The 16,718-nt window shown below is 46.9% G+C and carries 12 protein-coding genes; 9 read left to right on the top strand and 3 right to left on the bottom strand.

Going from position 1 to position 16,718, the window contains the following annotated elements:
* Positions 1-37: 37 nt before the first annotated feature.
* The 7 genes from RID53_RS29670 (at position 38) to RID53_RS29640 (ending at position 7,121) form a co-directional block, all read left to right on the top strand.
* Positions 38-547, top strand: coding sequence for a diguanylate cyclase (locus RID53_RS29670; RefSeq protein WP_446391515.1), 510 nt, complete (start codon positions 38-40; stop codon positions 545-547).
* Positions 548-768: 221 nt separating this feature from the next.
* Positions 769-1,080, top strand: coding sequence for a hypothetical protein (locus RID53_RS29665; RefSeq protein ID WP_446391531.1), 312 nt, complete (start codon positions 769-771; stop codon positions 1,078-1,080).
* Between the two features lie 19 nt (positions 1,081-1,099).
* Positions 1,100-1,225 carry a hypothetical protein gene (locus RID53_RS29660; RefSeq protein ID WP_446391514.1) on the top strand — a complete coding sequence of 42 codons (126 nt, stop codon included), beginning with the start codon at positions 1,100-1,102 and terminating at the stop codon, positions 1,223-1,225.
* A 92-nt stretch (positions 1,226-1,317) separates the two neighbouring features.
* Positions 1,318-3,045 (top strand): succinate dehydrogenase/fumarate reductase flavoprotein subunit, encoded by a 1,728-nt coding sequence (locus RID53_RS29655; protein ID WP_446391513.1) that lies wholly within the window; start codon positions 1,318-1,320, stop codon positions 3,043-3,045.
* 394 nt (positions 3,046-3,439) lie between these two features.
* Entirely contained in the window at positions 3,440-4,222 is a 783-nt protein-coding gene (locus RID53_RS29650; protein ID WP_446391512.1) for a PEP-CTERM sorting domain-containing protein, read from the top strand.
* A 623-nt stretch (positions 4,223-4,845) separates the two neighbouring features.
* Complete coding sequence (locus tag RID53_RS29645) at positions 4,846-6,456, top strand: NAD(P)H-quinone oxidoreductase subunit 4 (RefSeq protein WP_446391511.1); 1,611 nt, start codon at positions 4,846-4,848, stop codon at positions 6,454-6,456.
* Between the two features lie 158 nt (positions 6,457-6,614).
* Complete coding sequence (locus RID53_RS29640) at positions 6,615-7,121, top strand: hypothetical protein (RefSeq protein ID WP_446391510.1); 507 nt, start codon at positions 6,615-6,617, stop codon at positions 7,119-7,121.
* A gap of 476 nt (positions 7,122-7,597) precedes the next feature.
* Here the strand turns inward: RID53_RS29640 and RID53_RS29635 are convergent, their stop codons facing one another.
* The 3 genes from RID53_RS29635 to RID53_RS29625 all read right to left on the bottom strand — a co-directional run bounded on the left by RID53_RS29635 (position 7,598) and on the right by RID53_RS29625 (position 11,774).
* A complete protein-coding gene (locus RID53_RS29635; RefSeq protein WP_446391509.1) occupies positions 7,598-9,256 on the bottom strand; it encodes a 2-succinylbenzoate--CoA ligase in 1,659 nt (552 codons plus the stop codon).
* Positions 9,257-9,362: 106 nt separating this feature from the next.
* Positions 9,363-10,709 carry a cytochrome P450 gene (locus RID53_RS29630; protein ID WP_446391508.1) on the bottom strand — a complete coding sequence of 449 codons (1,347 nt, stop codon included), beginning with the start codon at positions 10,707-10,709 and terminating at the stop codon, positions 9,363-9,365.
* 105 nt (positions 10,710-10,814) lie between these two features.
* The gene (locus RID53_RS29625) at positions 10,815-11,774 is read right to left on the bottom strand and encodes an o-succinylbenzoate synthase (RefSeq protein ID WP_446391507.1); all 960 of its coding nucleotides are present in this window, start codon (positions 11,772-11,774) and stop codon (positions 10,815-10,817) included.
* Positions 11,775-11,959: 185 nt separating this feature from the next.
* Between RID53_RS29625 and alr the strand changes: the two genes are divergently transcribed.
* Both alr and RID53_RS29615 read left to right on the top strand, forming a co-directional pair.
* Entirely contained in the window at positions 11,960-13,126 is a 1,167-nt protein-coding gene (gene alr, locus RID53_RS29620; RefSeq protein ID WP_446391530.1) for an alanine racemase, read from the top strand.
* Positions 13,127-13,713: 587 nt separating this feature from the next.
* Complete coding sequence (locus tag RID53_RS29615) at positions 13,714-16,137, top strand: heavy metal translocating P-type ATPase (RefSeq protein WP_446391506.1); 2,424 nt, start codon at positions 13,714-13,716, stop codon at positions 16,135-16,137.
* The last annotated feature ends 581 nt before the right edge of the window (positions 16,138-16,718 follow it).

The following is a 16,718-nucleotide window of genomic DNA, read 5'->3' as shown; positions in this document are numbered from 1 at the left end:
CAGAACAACAAACTTATAACTTTATCACTTCTACAATATGGATACTCTAACCAAGCTGGCTAATCGCCGTTATTTTGACCAACAACTTGAACAAGAGTGGCATCATTTAAATGTCGAACAGTCTCCTCTATCCTTGATTTTGTGTGATATTGATTGTTTCCAAACCTACAACAAAATCTATGGAATCGCGGCGGGAGATGAGTGTTTGCGACGCATTGCTGATTGCCTACGTAGTTGTGTCAAACGGACAACAGATGTCGTGGCACGTTATGGGGGAGAAGAATTTGCGATTCTTTTACCGCATACTAATGCTATGGGAGCTTTTCAAGTAGCAGAAAAGATGCGAGAGAAAATCAAATCCCTTGCCATTGAATTTAAACCGCCTGACACGTTAAATTTACCCGCGCCCGTGGTAACCGTTAGTTTAGGTGTGTCAAGTCTGGTTGACCCCCATACTGACATTGATGCCTTGATTATGGCGGCAAATCAAGCCCTTTATCTATCGAAACAGCAAGGACGCGATCGCGTTACCCTCAGTTCAGTATAAGTCTGGATCTGTCTGCCGCAGAAAACTGACATTAGACTGGGTGTGGGGTGTGGAGTGTCGGGTGTCGGGCATGTAGCTGTTCCCTAACCAATGACCAATGTCACACATTGCAACACATTGTAAACAGATGTTGCGACCAATTTAAAAATATGTTGCGAAATGCACCAAACCTTAAATCTGGTCTTATCCTTGGAACTTAAAGAAATGTGTCGAGGTTAATGATGGAACAATTTAACAAATATCGCTTGATCTGCACGCTGAGTTTTGGCGATATCTATGGACAAGTCATTGTGTGGTTAATCGTCATTTTCATAAGTCTTGCCTCTGCACTAGCGCTGTGGAGTGCCGATCGCCAAATTTATGCGTTGGCAACGGTGGGATTAGTCTTGGTCTTATCCTTACCCTTTTTACTCTTTGCCTTTGTGACCACATTGCTCAATCATATTGAAATCTTAGCCATGGAGGAGCAGGAAACAACGGCTGCCGATCACAGCAGTCGCAGTGCATCCCAACCTGCTCAGGCAACGAGCTAGTGCAGCGCGGCAAAAATACTTGAGCAGCTTCGTAGATACGATGAAACAGAGGGAGCAATGTTCCAGACGTGCCATGGCACGTCTGGGAGCTGGGGGAGATGTTAGCTGTTCAGTTTTTTCTGCCCAACTGCATAAGTACCGCTAATTTATCGGAAATCTAAAAAGTTCCCTGCCTTTTGGTAGGGAATTTTTGTAATCAGTCAATATGGATAACAGCAGAAATTCAATCGAGTTGAGATGCGAGAACACGATGTCATTATTGTCGGCGGTGGTTTAGCCGGGTGTCGGGCGGCGTTGGAAATTAAACGCACTGATCCGAAGCTGAATGTGGCACTGGTTGCCAAAACCCATCCGATTCGTTCCCACTCCGTTGCAGCGCAAGGAGGGATGGCGGCGACGCTGAAAAATGTGGATGCTGAGGATACCTGGGAAGCCCACGCTTTTGATACGGTTAAGGGTTCTGATTATCTGGCGGATCAAGATGCGGTGGAAATTCTTACCCGCGAAGCCCCCGATGTGGTGATTGATTTAGAACATTTGGGGGTACTCTTTTCCCGCTTACCTGATGGTCGCATTGCCCAACGTGCCTTTGGGGGTCATTCCCATCGCCGTACCTGCTATGCTGCCGATAAAACGGGTCATGCGATTCTGCATGAACTGGTAAGTAATCTCCGCAAGAACGACGTGACAGTGTACGAAGAATGGTACGTCATGCGGCTGATTTTGGAAGACGGGCAGGCAAAAGGGGTGGTGATGTTCAACCTCCTGACGACTCACCTGCAAGTGGTACGGGCAAAGGCGGTGATGTTTGCCACCGGGGGCTATGGACGGGTGTTTAATACCACCTCCAATGATTTTGCCTCAACGGGGGATGGTTTAGCCATGTCCGCGTTAGCGGGGGTACCGTTGGAGGATATGGAGTTTGTCCAGTTTCATCCAACCGGGTTGTATCCTGTGGGCGTGTTAATTTCCGAAGCGGTACGAGGTGAAGGAGCGTATCTGATTAATAGCGAAGGCGATCGCTTCATGGCAAATTATGCCCCCAGTAAAATGGAACTCGCCCCACGAGATATTACCTCACGCGCGATCGCATTAGAAATTCGTGCGGGTCGAGGGGTTCATCCAGATGGAAATCCTGGCGGTCCATGTGTCTATCTGGACTTGCGACACATGGGTAAAGAAAAGATTATGAGTCGTATTCCCTTCTGTTGGGAAGAAGCCCACCGACTCGTCGGCGTTGATGCGGTATATGAACCCATGCCCGTGCGTCCTACCGCCCATTATTCCATGGGTGGCATTCCCGTCAATACCGATGGACAGGTACGAAGTGGACCCGATGGATTGGTTGATGGATTTTTTGCGGCTGGGGAATCGGCTTGTGTCTCAGTTCACGGTGCCAATCGCTTGGGGAGTAATTCCCTGCTAGAATGCGTGGTTTACGGCAGACGAACCGGGGCTGCGATCGCGCAATATATTCAAAACCGCAAATTACCTGACATTGATGAACAACTCTACCTCAATGCTGCTCAAAATAAAATCAATGCCTTGCTCAGTCAATCCGGAAGCCTACGCATCGGTCAACTGCGTCAAAACTTCCAAGACTGCATGACTCAATACTGTGGCGTCTTCCGCACCGAGGCATTAATGCAGGAAGGATTGAATCAACTGCAACAGTTGAAACAGCAGTATCAAGATATCTATTTAGATGACAAAGGAAGCTGCTGGAACACAGAATTAATCGAGGCGTTGGAACTACGGAATCTCATGGTAGTTGGGGAAATTATTCTCACCTCTGCCTTGAATCGCCAAGAAAGTCGCGGTGCCCATTCTCGCGAGGATTATCCCCAACGGGATGATACCAACTTCTTAAAGCATACCTTGGCGTACTATTCCTCAGCCGGAATTGATTTGCAGTATAAATCGGTGGCGATGACCCGATTTGAACCCCAAGAACGCAAGTATTAGGCAGTTCTTGCTCCCCTCTCCTCATTCTCCCCTTACTAAGGAGGAAACGTTCCCTCCCCTTGATCAGGGGAGGGTTAGGGAGGGGTTGTGTCAAAGTATTGCGTTTTGGCAAGAGCTTAAGTTGACACCAATGAAGGCTTGCGCCTCTCAAAACCGTAAAATCTCTTCCACAATTTTAGCGATGCCACGCCAGTAGTAGCATGACACTTATAACTTATAATTTATTAACATTTTTTGACTGTGTACCTAAGCTAATCATTAAGAAAATATGCAGTTCACTAAGAAAAGTATAATGATATATTTTAGTATAACATTTCCGAATTAACTCTGCTCAAAGAATTAAACTACTTGGCAGTAGATATAAAAATAATCTCCACATTACTTGGAGGTTGCCATGAATTTAATACGCAACAAGCTGATTACCACAAGTTTAGCTGTAGGAGCATCTGTCATTAGTTTTGGCGTGCTATCCCAACCAGCATCTGCGGTCAACGTAAACTTTGTCCAGGAGGGAGACCCTACTCCCAATGGTTGGACTAACTTGAACTGGACATTGGATGGCAGAGCTGGTGCTAAAGGATCAGGTGACTGGGAGTTTGGCATCGGAGAAGATAATTTTCCGATACCAAAAGACCAATTGCAATGGGAATGGCAAAACCAGGAAGAGGTTCCCTGGACGTTAGATTGGGATGGAAATACGGTTTCCTTTACCATTCAAGATCAAACTATTTCATATTACCAAGCGACTCCACCAGCAACATCCTTTAATGGATTCTACCTCTGGACTCGATCACAAACCGAAATCGAAAAGGGAAAAGTGGCTCCGGGTACTGAAATGTTTTTGCAAGTCGATGCAATTAACGGAATTGATATTGATCCAGTGTCGAGTTCCGCTGTTGCACCTGAAACACAGGGAAATCAAAATATCACCAAAAACTATTTTTCTAGCGATACCCAAATTAGCACTCTTTCTGGTATTGCTAGGATGAGTTGGTTGGATGGCGCACCTAACCCTAACCAAGCACAAGCTCGTTCTCGAGTCGAGTTAAAAATTGAGGGGTTTTCTACTCCATCCACACCCGTACCTGAACCCTTGACTCTACTTGGTTCGGCTACAGCCCTAGGTTTTGGAGCATTGTTTAAACGACAATATTCAAAACAACACAAATCCGGTTAAACCATTCAAAACATCTACCTTGAGAAAGAGATTAACCTATCAGTAAACAATGTGAGTAGAGACGTTGCTGGCAACGTCTCTTTAAGTGTAGAGCGTTTGTTCAAAAACTTTTGTCGTTATTCACTACACTAAGTAGTCGGACAAAAAAAACAGTACTGTATTAAGTGCAAGTAAATCACCCTCAAACCCTTACTGTTCCCTGTTCCCTGTTCCCTAATCTCAACCGTTAACAACCTGCCCCAACATCTGGAAAGGGCGGGTTTTGAGCAAACGTTATCATCTAATAGCGAAACGAAAGTCCCTAAACCCGCCCCTACAAACCATGATCGACTAGCGCAGTGCGATCGCGCCACCCCACACTCACATCCTCAATCGGTGATTCAGCCTATATCACTAAGAATAATGGATGGGCGATCGGTAGCCAAGGATTCAACTATTGACATTTTTAATGTTTTGTGATATTAATCTCCACTCAGCCGCTCCCCAATCTGAGTTGAAGAGAAACTTTGCATTAGTCCTGCTTATTGTGAAGATTTAGTATACTTGTATGTCTCCTCTTCTCAAACCTTTACGAAACTTAATACAATGTAACCAACATTAACGATAAGCATATATCCTTAGTCATGATTGGCAGTCAAATACCCTGGATAACGACGATTATCTTATTGCCCCTACTGGCATCCCTGGCGATTCCTCTAATCCCCGACAAAGAAGGTAAAACCGTCCGCTGGTATGCTCTAGGGGTTGGCATGGCAAACTTCCTCCTCACCATTCATGCCTTTTGGCGTCACTACGATTTACAAAACTCTCAGTTCCAACTCCAAGAAACCTATTCCTGGATTCCCCAATTGGGCTTAGACTGGTCAGTCGGAGTCGATGGACTCTCCATGCCCTTAATTGCGTTATCGGGCTTAGTCACTACCCTGGCTATTCTGGCATCTTGGAAAGTCAACCGTAAACCTCGTTTGTTTTATGCCTTGATGCTGGTGATGTACAGCGCCCAGATTGGCGTCTTCGCGGCTCAGGACTTACTATTATTCTTCTTAATGTGGGAACTCGAACTGATTCCCGTGTATCTACTGATTTCCATCTGGGGTGGAGAAAAGCGCCTCTATGCCGCGACTAAGTTTATTCTTTATACCGCCGCAGGTTCTATCTTCATTCTCGTCGCCGCACTAGCCATGGCATTCTACGGTGATACCGTTACCTTTGATATGCAACAGCTTGCCCAAAAGCATTACCCCATGGCGATGGAATTGGCGGTTTATGCAGGCTTCTTAATTGCTTACGGCGTAAAATTACCGATTTTCCCCTTACATACCTGGTTACCCGATGCTCACTCTCAAGCCTCTGCCCCTGTCTCGATGATTTTAGCGGGTGTGTTGCTGAAGATGGGAGGCTACGGATTGATCCGGATGAATATGGAAATGCTGCCTGATGCCCATATTCGCTTTGCCCCAGTGCTGGCTGTTTTAGGTGTCGTCAATATTATCTACGGAGCGTTGACTGCCTTTGCTCAAGATAACCTGAAACGGCGCTTGGCGTATTCTTCCATCTCCCACATGGGATTTGTTCTGGTTGGGATTGCTTCCTTCACTGCATTAGGTACAAATGGCGCGATGCTACAAATGATCTCTCATGGATTAATTGCCGCCGCGTTATTCTTCCTGTCAGGTGTCACTTATGATCGCACCCATACCCTGGCAATGGAAAATATGGGCGGTATGGCAAAACAAATGCCGAAAGTATTTGCCTTGTTTACGGCTGGTGCTATGGCGTCTCTAGCATTACCAGGGATGAGTGGCTTTGTGGGAGAATTGTCTATCTTCCTCGGCATGTCTACTAGCGATGCCTACAATTCATCCTTTAAGGTAGTCATGGTACTGTTAGCCGCCGTGGGATTAATCCTCACTCCCATCTATCTACTCTCCATGCTGCGTCAAGTGTTCTACGGCACAGCTAAGGCGGAATTGGCGATGGATAACTATTTCGGGGATGCCAACCCACGAGAAATCTTTGTCGCCCTATGCTTGTTAATCCCCATTGTCGGCATTGGTTTATATCCCAAGGTTGCTACCCAAACCTATGATGTCAAAACCGTGGCGGTAACGGCTCAAGTGCGTGAAGCTCTGCCAGTCATTGCACAAGAACGGACAAAGCTGTATTCTGGTAAATTCAACGCACCATCCCTACCCCAAGCCAAAGCCCAACCTTTGCTGGGTATAGTTGAATAAGTTGACTCTCCAGATTATCAGGTCAACTCGCATTTACGAAACAAGTAGGGGCACGGCACTGCCGTGCCCCTAACAATGTGTTATGTAACGATTGTGTTATGCAAAGGTAGTAACCCGCACCAAGAAAAAAGTATCTTTTAAGACAACGTGGTATCAGGATGGATCAGATACAGGCAGAAATTGAGGCAATTCGCTCCCAACTCGAGGCACTACGTCAAGAACGGGATACTCTAACCAATCAGGAGGTGCAACCAGAGAATAATTCACCCGAAGCGATCGCGGCGGCTTATCGCCATCAAGCGAGGGTAGCCGCAGAGGTTTCCGCCGAAGTCCAAGGAATTGATAATGCGATCGCGGCGTTGCAAGCACAGTTGGAGCAAAAACAGCAACAGCTACAGCCTCTGGCAAAACCCAAGCAACCCTTAACATTAGCTGATGAGGTAGAGATCGCCACTCAACAGGCTTATGATCATGCCAATCGGATTAACGAACTCGCCACTGAACTGGTGGAAGAACTGAGAGCCTTAAAAGCGATCGCTCATGATATGAGTCCTAGCTACTGGCAGTTGCATCACAAGCCGTTTATTACCGGGTTTAAGGGTGCGTCTGTTCCCTATCTGCGATCGGATCAGGGGGTTTTAATGATTGGCAAAGTCATTATTTAGGGGTTGCGGAATAAGTATTGTGGTGAGGATAGGGAACGGGGAACGGTTATAGCACTACGGGGATACGTTAGGACATCAGTTAGCCCAAGAGGGAACAGGGAACAGTAAAGAATGTCCTAACCTGTCTTAGTACTGCTATATAGCATTTGTAAATGAGTTGTAAACCTAGGAGGTCTTTTCTTAGATTACTTAAAAACCCTGTATCTCTTTCCCCTATTGCCTATTGCCTATTGCCCATTGCCTTTTTACCAGGTTCCTGTGTTCACGACCCAAATGAAAACGCTATATATGCAGTGCGAGCGTCTCGCTCGCTATTTTGTATGGGTTTTTATCTGTCGAGGCAATATGCTTGGGAGCATCCCGTTTTGGACAAAGCATTACCTAAAGTAACGCAATTGCAAGGGTTTCAGCCCCATTCAAAGAGCCAACGCGCCAAATTGGGATGCTCCCATATGCTTTCATAGGTTTGTGGATTTTTAAGCCCTAGGTAAAAATTCTAAAGCCGTTGTTTTAACAGAGTCATAATTTACTTTTCCTTGCTCGTTGCGGGGCAATTGTTCAACAGGAACCCAATATTTAGGCTGCTTAAACCTACTTAACTGATTGACCAGCGCGGCTTTTAAACTATCCACAGAAACGTCCGATGCACGAGGAACATAAACCGCTGTAACAGCTTCACCCCAATAATTATGCGGTATGCCAATTACACACACATCATGCACTAACTGGGTGGCTAAAATAGCCGCCTCGACTTCGGCTGGGAAAATATTTTCACCTCCGCTAATAATTTTATGACTGTGCCGTCCGACAATGGTTAGATATCCCTGCTCATCAAAAAATCCCAAATCATCGGATTGCAGCGTTGGGATTTTATCAGGCGTTGCATGACTATTAGGGATTGGGGATTGGTGATGGGGGAAGTGTAGAGATGTGCCATTATTCGTCTGTAGGGGCGAGGTTTGATTCGCGCCAGTGGTTGACGATAACGTTTCCTCAAAACTCGCCCTGATTGTTCCTTCGCTGCGCTCAAGGACATGGTTTTGAGTTAACTCTCCATCTTCCTTATCTTCCTTATCTCCTGAAGAATAGTAACCCAATGCCAAAGACTCTGCTGCAATCGTGACAATTCCGATTTGATTCGTCCCCAAAAATTCCCCGGTTGTACTGCGAATGGTAACGTGGGCGTGAGGGAGAACTTGACCGCAACTATTATTCCCTGCTAGAAATGCGTCTGGTTTCAGAGTAACCACTTGAGACGCCGTTTCCGTCATTCCATAAGTTGGCGCTAAAGGAATACCCTGTTGTCTCGCCTCAGTTAAGAGAGACTCATAAGCTGGCGCACCACCTAACAAAACCGTGTGAAATTGAGATAACCAATTTGCTGCGTTCGCCTGGAGTAAGCGTTGTAACTGAGTGGGAACCAGGGAAATAAAAAAATCCTGGGGGTTAATCTCTCGTCCTTTCCCCGCCACCACCTCTTTAAAGGGTAGACTAGCAAACTGTCCTCCTGTGGTTAGCGATCGCAGAAATTGCATCAACCCACTCACATGATACACAGGCAAGACACAGAAGGAGTTCACTGGCTTCTGGTCAAAATACTGATGAAACCCTCGCATCGACGCCATTAACGTATCCCAGGTATGTATAGCGAAGCGAATCTGACCCGAGGAACCCCCTGTAGGAATCATGATTCCAGGGTTTGTAGTAGGCACTTTAGTGCCATCACGAATCAAGCGCTGACTACAAACGCCTAATTCAGTGACACCCATTGTAGGTTTCTTCTTGATTATCTCTTGTCCCTTATTGTGGACGAATGACTCTTGACAAATTATCCTTGACAAATCTCCCCAAATTAAATCAGGTTGAACTAATGCTAAAACGTACTGCCATTCCTGTGGTGTCCACTTGGGATTACCTAAAAACACTGAACAATTGGCACTAACAGCGGCGCTAAATGCAGCAAGGAATCGCCAATGGTTAGATTCAGCAAGAATAATCTTGGGAACGGTTTGACATGGAAATGATTTAGAAAATTGATTAAATAATTTATGATTTATTTCTTTGAATTGGTTATTGTCACAACCAATAAGCCAATCATTATTTCGCTGTTTTATATCGATGAAAATAGAATTCATTTGCTTAAACCCACCCCAACAAAATCTTAGGGCGGGTTTCGCACTCCAGTTAGGGAAAAAACCGAAATTAATCCCTAAACCCGCCCCTACCAATACCCTGGTTCCCCTATCTCCTACCTTGCATAATTAATCTTACACCCGTACTAGGCGCTAAGGTTACGCTTCGTCGCTGAGGGCGCTCAGGTTGCTGCTGTGCTAGAGTTAGTTGATACTGAGAGACAATTTTGGCAAGGACTAATTTCATTTCAAAGAATGCCAAAGCTTCACCAATACAGCGACGTATCCCACCGCCGAAAGGGAAAAACTCATAGGGAGAAAACTTGCGTTCTAAAAAACGTTCTGGCTTAAATTGATGAGATTCTGGATATAAATCCTGGCGATGGTGGGTTAAATAAATACAGCCATAAACTCGGGTTCCCGGTTGTAGCTGATATCCCATCAGTTCAACAGGTTCTTTCACGGCTCTCGGTACAGTTAAGACAGCCACAGGATAAATCCGCAAGCTTTCCTGGCACACGGCTGTGAGATACGATAAACGAGCAATGTCCACAGGGTCTGCTTGTTGACCCAGAGAATCCAATTCCTGCAACAGCTTGTTCTGCACATTAGGCGATCGATAAACCCAATACAGCGCCCACGCGATCGCAGTAGCGGTAGTTTCGTGACCGGCTACTAATAAAGTAAACAATTCATCATGCAATTCTTTATCTGTCATGGGTCTACCTTCTTCATCCTCTGCCGATAACAGTAGGGTTAGAATATCTGAACCCGAAAAGTCTTTCTGTTGACGGCGCTCCCGAATTTCCGCATAGAGTAGCTGACTAATTTGCTGCTTTAAGCGACGGAACGCACCCCAAGGTGTCCAATCTTTCTGTAGCGCTGGAAAAAAAAGTAATCCTGATGTAAAGGGAGATTTAAATTGATCCATTAGGCTAGTAATGAGTCCCTTCAGTTGACCAAATCGCTCTGGATCATGAATACCAAAAACAGAATTTAAGATAACTTCTAAAGAAATTTCTTGAGCTAGAGAACGAGCCACAAAGATTTGACCGGGACGCACCTGCTGCATTACCTTATCCGTTAGGTCACAGATAAGTTGCCCATAAGTTCGGATGTGTTCGCCGTGAAACGGTGGCATTAAGAGTTTGCGTTCCCGACGATGACGATCGCCTTCTAGCACAAATATTGAATGATCTCCAACAATTGGCTGCAAAAGCCTATCTGGAGGAGCTGTAAATTGCTTGGTATCGTTCGTGAAAATCTGTTGTAGGGCTTGGGGATGACTAACAAACAACATACAGGAATGATTGCCAATAACAGGGGCATTGAAAATATCACCATAGTGTTGTCCTGCTGCATCCATGTAATCCAGGGGCTTAGTAATCCACTGAATTTTTTGCCACCATTTGGGGGCTTTTGGTCCTTCGGGTTGTTTAGTTTTGATTTGAATCATAAGCTGTTCAGCCGTTGAATTTGGATTCTAAATTTCTCAAAGAGAATAGAGAATAGGCAACAGGCAATAGGCAATAAGGAATACAGAATTGAAACGCACATCCACTTAGACAAACCAGTGATTAACTCCAAACCCAACTGCCCGATGGGGATGAGATAATTCTACAGCTAAATTGAGAACCGCTTGTCTGGCGATCGCGGTTTCAAAGACTGAAGAGAAAACCACGTCGATATCGTGGGCTTGACAAAATTGTCGGAGTTGTGTAATAGATCCGGCGATCGCCGCTTTAATCACAAAGATTCCTCGCCATCCCTGCTGGTAACAGGTTTTGAGTTGGTTCAACGTAGCAACAGATTCATCAAGGGCGATCGCTGTTTTATACTGATCTTGCATTGCCCTGAGTGCGGCAAATTCCTGTGGTGGCAAGGGTTGTTCTAGAAACTCAACAATCCCCGCCTGATCCGCCACCTGCAACCACTGTTCTGCTTGATTTCGTGTAAGTCCCCCATTCGCATCTAAGCGTAATTGAGCCGATGGGGGTAAGGCTTGAACCAATTGGTCAAACCACCTCAGTTCCGACTCCATCGAGGTTACACCAATTTTCCATTTAAACGTGCGATCGCCCTGTTGCCAACCTTGCTGCCAAGAGGTTAACGCGGCTTCCCCCGTGGGCAAAAGATAACTGTATTTCAGCGACGAATTGGGTAACAACGGACTTGTTTTTTCCGTTTCAATACGACTCTCTCCCTCATCTTCCCCATTCCTTGCGACTAACCCTTCCCACGCTGACTCAAAGCCAAACTGACAGGCGGGAAATTCAGCCGGAATCGAGAAAATATCGGTTGATGTAATCTGAGACGGGAACTGCTGACAAACGGTTAGGGCTTGTTCTAAGGTTTCAGAACCAAACCAAGGAAGTGGGGCAATTTCTCCCCAACCCACTCGCCCCTTTTCATCCACCAGACGCAGGATAATTCCCTCGCGTACTTTCCAGATGCCATGATGAGTAGTGAGGGGATGTCGAAATTGGCGCTGGTAAGGATGAAACTCAAAACGATAAGTCACCGGAAACCTTAAATTTTCAGTAGTCCGCGCAGGCGGCCTACCCTTCGGGAAGGCTTCGCATACATTTGTGTGGTTCCGCTTAATCGCCACGGCTTAAATCTGATTGTCCCATATCCCTCCCCAACCTCCTATGCTAGGCTGTGTGGCATTTAAGAGTGATAGAGGAGTGAATGAGAATGGGAGAAATGATCCCAACCTATGAGTTAATGCCCAACTTATGGGAAGTCTCTGGCGGATTAACGGAACGCGCTTGGGTAGAAATCGATCGCGCGGCACTTGCCCACAACCTAAACCAATTAAAACAGCTTTTGTCTGCCAAAACCCAACTCATGGCGGTGGTGAAAGCAGACGCATACGGACATGGTGCGATTATGGTTGCCCAAACCGCACTCGCCGCAGGCGCTTATGGACTATGTGTCGCCACAGTAGAAGAAGGCATTCAACTGCGAGAAGCGGGAATTGACGCGCCCATCGTGATTTTAGGTGCAACCAATACCCCGGAACAAGTGCGTGCGATCGCCCATTGGCATTTACAACCCACTATCTGTACACCCCAACAGGCTTTGGTCTTTTCTGATACCCTGAGTCGTTCTCAAACCTCCTTATCAGTTCATCTCAATATCGATACTGGCATGTCTCGCTTAGGAATGCCTTGGCAACAAGCCACAGAGTTTGTGCAATTAGTCCAGCGATTACCCCATTTAGAACTAGCCAGTGTCTATTCCCATTTAGCCACAGCCGATAGTCCAGATCCCACGGTGATGAGACTACAGCATCAGCGGTTTGAAGCGGCTATTGCCGAACTTCACGCGGCGAATATCGTCCCACCCTGCTTACACTTAGCTAACTCCGCCGCCACGTTAACTGACCCCGCCTTGCATTACGATTGGGTTCGAGTCGGATTAGCGCTTTATGGACTCTATCCCGCACCACATTTATACCCAAAAGTCAACCTAAAACCCGTCATGCAAGTCAAAACGCGGGTCACTCAAGTGAAAACAATATCGGCGGGGACGGGGGTGAGTTATGGATATACATTCAGGACACAAAAACAGTTACGTCTAGCGGTAGTGGGTATCGGTTACGCCGATGGTGTTCCCCGGAATCTCTCGAATAAAATGACTGGATTAATTCGGGGTCAACGGGTGTCCCAAATTGGGGCGATTACCATGGATCAACTGATGTTGGATGTGAGTAATATTCCCGATTTACAGGTTGGTGAAATCGTCACCCTAATTGGACGAGACGGGGACAGGCAAATCTCTGCGGATGACTGGGCGATTTCGTTAAACACAATATCCTGGGAAATCCTTTGTGGCTTTAAGCACCGACTCCCGCGTGTGGTAATTTAAAAGAACGGGTCTTCCGTGGTTAGTGTGCTAAATTGTTAGTTTGATTTGCCGGAATATGGGACAGCAATAGCTTTAATCAATTTTACCCGGATTTCAAGAGAGTTTTGAGGCAATGAAAAGCGACAGTCCTTGTGTGGTAAGCTTCCTGGTTCATTAAGAAGAGCTTGGCTGTTAAGCAGGCGACTGAAGACGAATGGCACGCTCCTCATATTCTGGTGGGCAACGCTCAGCCTACGGAATATCAAGGGTTTTGGCGATCCGAAAATGCTTATTTATAGCCCTACGGGGTACGGAAAGGACATTCCCCTGTTGCCTATTGCCTGTTGCCCGTTGCCTTTTCACCCAATTGTATTGTCCTAACCTTAATGCGTAGTGCTATAACTGCCACCGGATCGGGAAAAACATAACGCCTCCCTATCCCATCAAAAACACACCTCAAACCTCCAACCGATCATTGGCATTGTCATCAAAATATGATATTGGCCAGTGGCAGAGCGCATTGGCAAAATAATCCTTATCATTAAAGAGACGTATTAACAAAACTCAGCATTCAGGCATCGCAACGCCTATCGGTATCAAAAACATCTATGCAAATTTCTCCAGAAAAAGTTGTCGATACCCCCACCCCAACCATTGAGCAAATGACGCTAGATGTTGGGGGAATGAAATGTGCAGGCTGTGTCAGTGCGGTAGAACGACAGCTAGAACAGCAACCCGGAGTTATTTCAGCCCAGGTCAACTTGGTTACAGAAGTGGCTGTGGTTGAGTATGAAGTCGGTCAGGCTGATCCCGCCACCCTAGCGGAAAAATTAACCGCAACCGGGTTTCCGTCTCAACCCCGTTACTCCCAAGCCGGGGAAACCTCAGAAGAACGCCTCACCCCGACTCAACGCCATGAACAAGAGGCAAGGGAACAACTGCGGCAATTAATCATTGCTGGTGTCCTCGTCATTCTCTCGACCATTGGACATATTGGTCATTGGTTTAATGGACCCATGCTACCCGTGTTTAGCACGATCGGGTTTCACTGGGGATTGGCAACCTTAGCCCTGCTAGGACCTGGGCGTCCAATTATCAGCGATGGCTGGCGGGGATTGCGGCATCAAACCCCGAATATGAATACCTTGGTAGGGTTGGGAACCTTGGCGGCTTATGGGGCGAGCTGTGCCGCCTTATTCTTTCCTCAATTGGGTTGGGAATGCTTCTTTGATGAACCCGTGATGTTACTTGGCTTTATCCTGCTAGGACGTACCTTGGAACAACGGGCAAGGCGTCAGGCATCAGCCGCTTATGAATCATTATTGGCACTGAAACCCAAGGTAGCCCGGTTAATTGGTAAATCCACCCCCACAGCCACAGAACTGGGGATCGAGATTCCCGTGGAACAAGTTCGCGTGGGCGAGTGGTTGCGGGTTTTGCCGGGAGAAAAAATACCCGTTGATGGCGAAGTGGTGGCGGGTCAGTCGTCGGTGGATGAGTCCATGTTGACGGGGGAACCCTTACCAGTTCTCAAGCAACCCGGTGATCCGGTTACGGCTGGCACCTTAAATCAATCCGGTGCGATCGCCATTCAAGCCACACGCATTGGACAGGAAACCACATTAGCGCAAATTGTCGCCCTGGTGGAAGAAGCGCAAACGCGGAAAGCCCCGGTGCAAAATTTAGCCGATAAAGTCGCCGGGTATTTTACCTATGGGGTATTGACAATCGCCACCTTCACCTTCCTGTTTTGGGAGCTGGTGGGGACAAAAATCTGGACTCAGGTTCTAGGGGAAGGAGACTCCCTGATGGGTGATTCAACCTCTCCCTTACTATTGAGCCTAAAATTAGCGATCGCGGTATTAGTGATTGCCTGTCCCTGTGCCTTGGGATTGGCAACCCCGACAGCGATTCTAGTCGGCACCAGCTTAGGGGCAGAACGGGGCTTACTGATTAAGGGGGGTGACATTTTAGAACGAGTCCATCAACTCGATACCATCGTGTTTGACAAAACAGGTACTTTGACCCAAGGAAAACCGACTGTAACCGATTGTCTGTCTGTTGGGGAATGGGGAGATGGGGGAGAATTGTCCCAATCAACAATCCACAATCCACAATCAGCACTCCTTCAACTCGCCGCCGCAGCGGAACGAGGCACAACTCATCCCCTCGGAGAAGCAATTTGTACAGCAGCAGCACAACACGAGTTACCTCTATTAGCCGCCAAGGATTTTTATACCGAAGCTGGATTAGGAATATCTGCCCTAGTGGACAATCAACGGGTATTACTGGGGAATGAAGATTGGTTACGTCAGCAAGGCGTGACTATTAGTGATACCGCCCAAGCCCAAGCTCAAACCTTAGCGGCTGTCGGGAAAACTGTGGTGTATTTAGCCGTAGATGGAGAATTGGCTGGACTCATTGCCCTAACCGATTTACCCAAACCCGATGCCAAAACCACCGTCGAACAGCTACAAGCGATGGGACTGCGCGTGATGCTGCTAACCGGAGATCAACCCAATGCCGCTGTGACAGTAGCACAACACCTTGCCATTGATCCAGCCAACGTTATGGCAAGTATCCGTCCCGATGGCAAAGCCGCCGCGATCGCCCAACTGCAAACCCAGGGAAACTGCATCGCCATGGTTGGAGATGGAATTAACGATGGTCCAGCCTTAGCCCAAGCTGATGTTGGCATCACCCTGCAAGCTGGCACAGATGTTGCCCGGGAAACGGCAGGAATTATTCTCATGCAACCTAGCGCCACCAGTCGTCAATCTGGCGGCTTGCTGGATATTGTCCAAGCAATTAAACTGTCTCGCGCTACCTTTAACAAAATTCGCCAAAATCTCTTCTGGGCGTTGGGATATAACACGTTGGGTATTCCCGTAGCGGCTGGCGTACTGTTACCTGGATTTGGTATCGCTCTCAATCCGGCTGTCGCTGGCGCACTGATGGCATTTAGTTCAGTGACTGTAGTTAGCAACTCTCTGCTATTGCGTCGAGGTTGGAACTCTGTAGACGGGGTGTAGAATGTGGGTTTGGGGTCTTGGTAAAATACTCATCCCGCCTTATCAGGCGAGACTGGGAAAATTCAAACTCGTTCGTTCAATGTGTCCTAAGCTTTATGTAGTAGAATACAAAGTAACGGTGGTGTCTGGATGATTCTTTTCAAGTCTCGCTTACCAAGCGGCGAAGGCTGGTAAATCTTAGGTTATCACCCGCTTTCCTCCCCGCCCATGTTAAACATGGACTTTCTTCGGAGCAGGACAAAGTCCGGCATCCAACGGAAAAGTAGGGTGAACGTGATAGCCAAATTGAGAAAGTTTTATCGGTATGAATTTACAGCCTACTTGTGGGATCTTCTAAACCGGGAGTGTAACGCAGCTATTAAGATCACCAGAGAGGAGTTATTACATAGTCCTCACGATAAAAGCCGGAAGCACTGCCAATTAGCGGAACCCCCCAGGAAGCCTATAGGCTCTCTTGTCGGGTCAGTGTAAAAAAATGTCACAAAAATGTAACATTAGAGTCTGTGTCATGATCTGCATTAATGCTTATGATAATTGAATGGGGGAAGACCAAGTTGAAGGTCGGCAATTCGGTCATTTCT

Source organism: Coleofasciculus sp. B1-GNL1-01 (genome assembly GCF_040220235.1).
In the GTDB taxonomy this organism is placed as follows: domain Bacteria; phylum Cyanobacteriota; class Cyanobacteriia; order Cyanobacteriales; family Coleofasciculaceae; genus Coleofasciculus.
This window is presented reverse-complemented; position numbering and strand designations above follow the sequence as displayed.

Excerpts from the sequence above, each read along its gene's own strand:
- RID53_RS29670 (WP_446391515.1), top strand. The coding sequence starts at position 38 with ATGGATACTCTAACCAAGCTGGCTAATCGCCGTTATTTTGACCAACAA.
- RID53_RS29665 (WP_446391531.1), top strand. The coding sequence starts at position 769 with ATGGAACAATTTAACAAATATCGCTTGATCTGCACGCTGAGTTTTGGC.
- RID53_RS29655 (WP_446391513.1), top strand. The coding sequence starts at position 1,318 with ATGCGAGAACACGATGTCATTATTGTCGGCGGTGGTTTAGCCGGGTGT.
- RID53_RS29650 (WP_446391512.1), top strand. The coding sequence starts at position 3,440 with ATGAATTTAATACGCAACAAGCTGATTACCACAAGTTTAGCTGTAGGA.
- RID53_RS29645 (WP_446391511.1), top strand. The coding sequence starts at position 4,846 with ATGATTGGCAGTCAAATACCCTGGATAACGACGATTATCTTATTGCCC.
- RID53_RS29640 (WP_446391510.1), top strand. The coding sequence starts at position 6,615 with ATGGATCAGATACAGGCAGAAATTGAGGCAATTCGCTCCCAACTCGAG.
- RID53_RS29635 (WP_446391509.1), bottom strand. The coding sequence starts at position 9,256 with ATGAATTCTATTTTCATCGATATAAAACAGCGAAATAATGATTGGCTT.
- RID53_RS29630 (WP_446391508.1), bottom strand. The coding sequence starts at position 10,709 with ATGATTCAAATCAAAACTAAACAACCCGAAGGACCAAAAGCCCCCAAA.
- alr (WP_446391530.1), top strand. The coding sequence starts at position 11,960 with ATGATCCCAACCTATGAGTTAATGCCCAACTTATGGGAAGTCTCTGGC.
- RID53_RS29615 (WP_446391506.1), top strand. The coding sequence starts at position 13,714 with ATGCAAATTTCTCCAGAAAAAGTTGTCGATACCCCCACCCCAACCATT.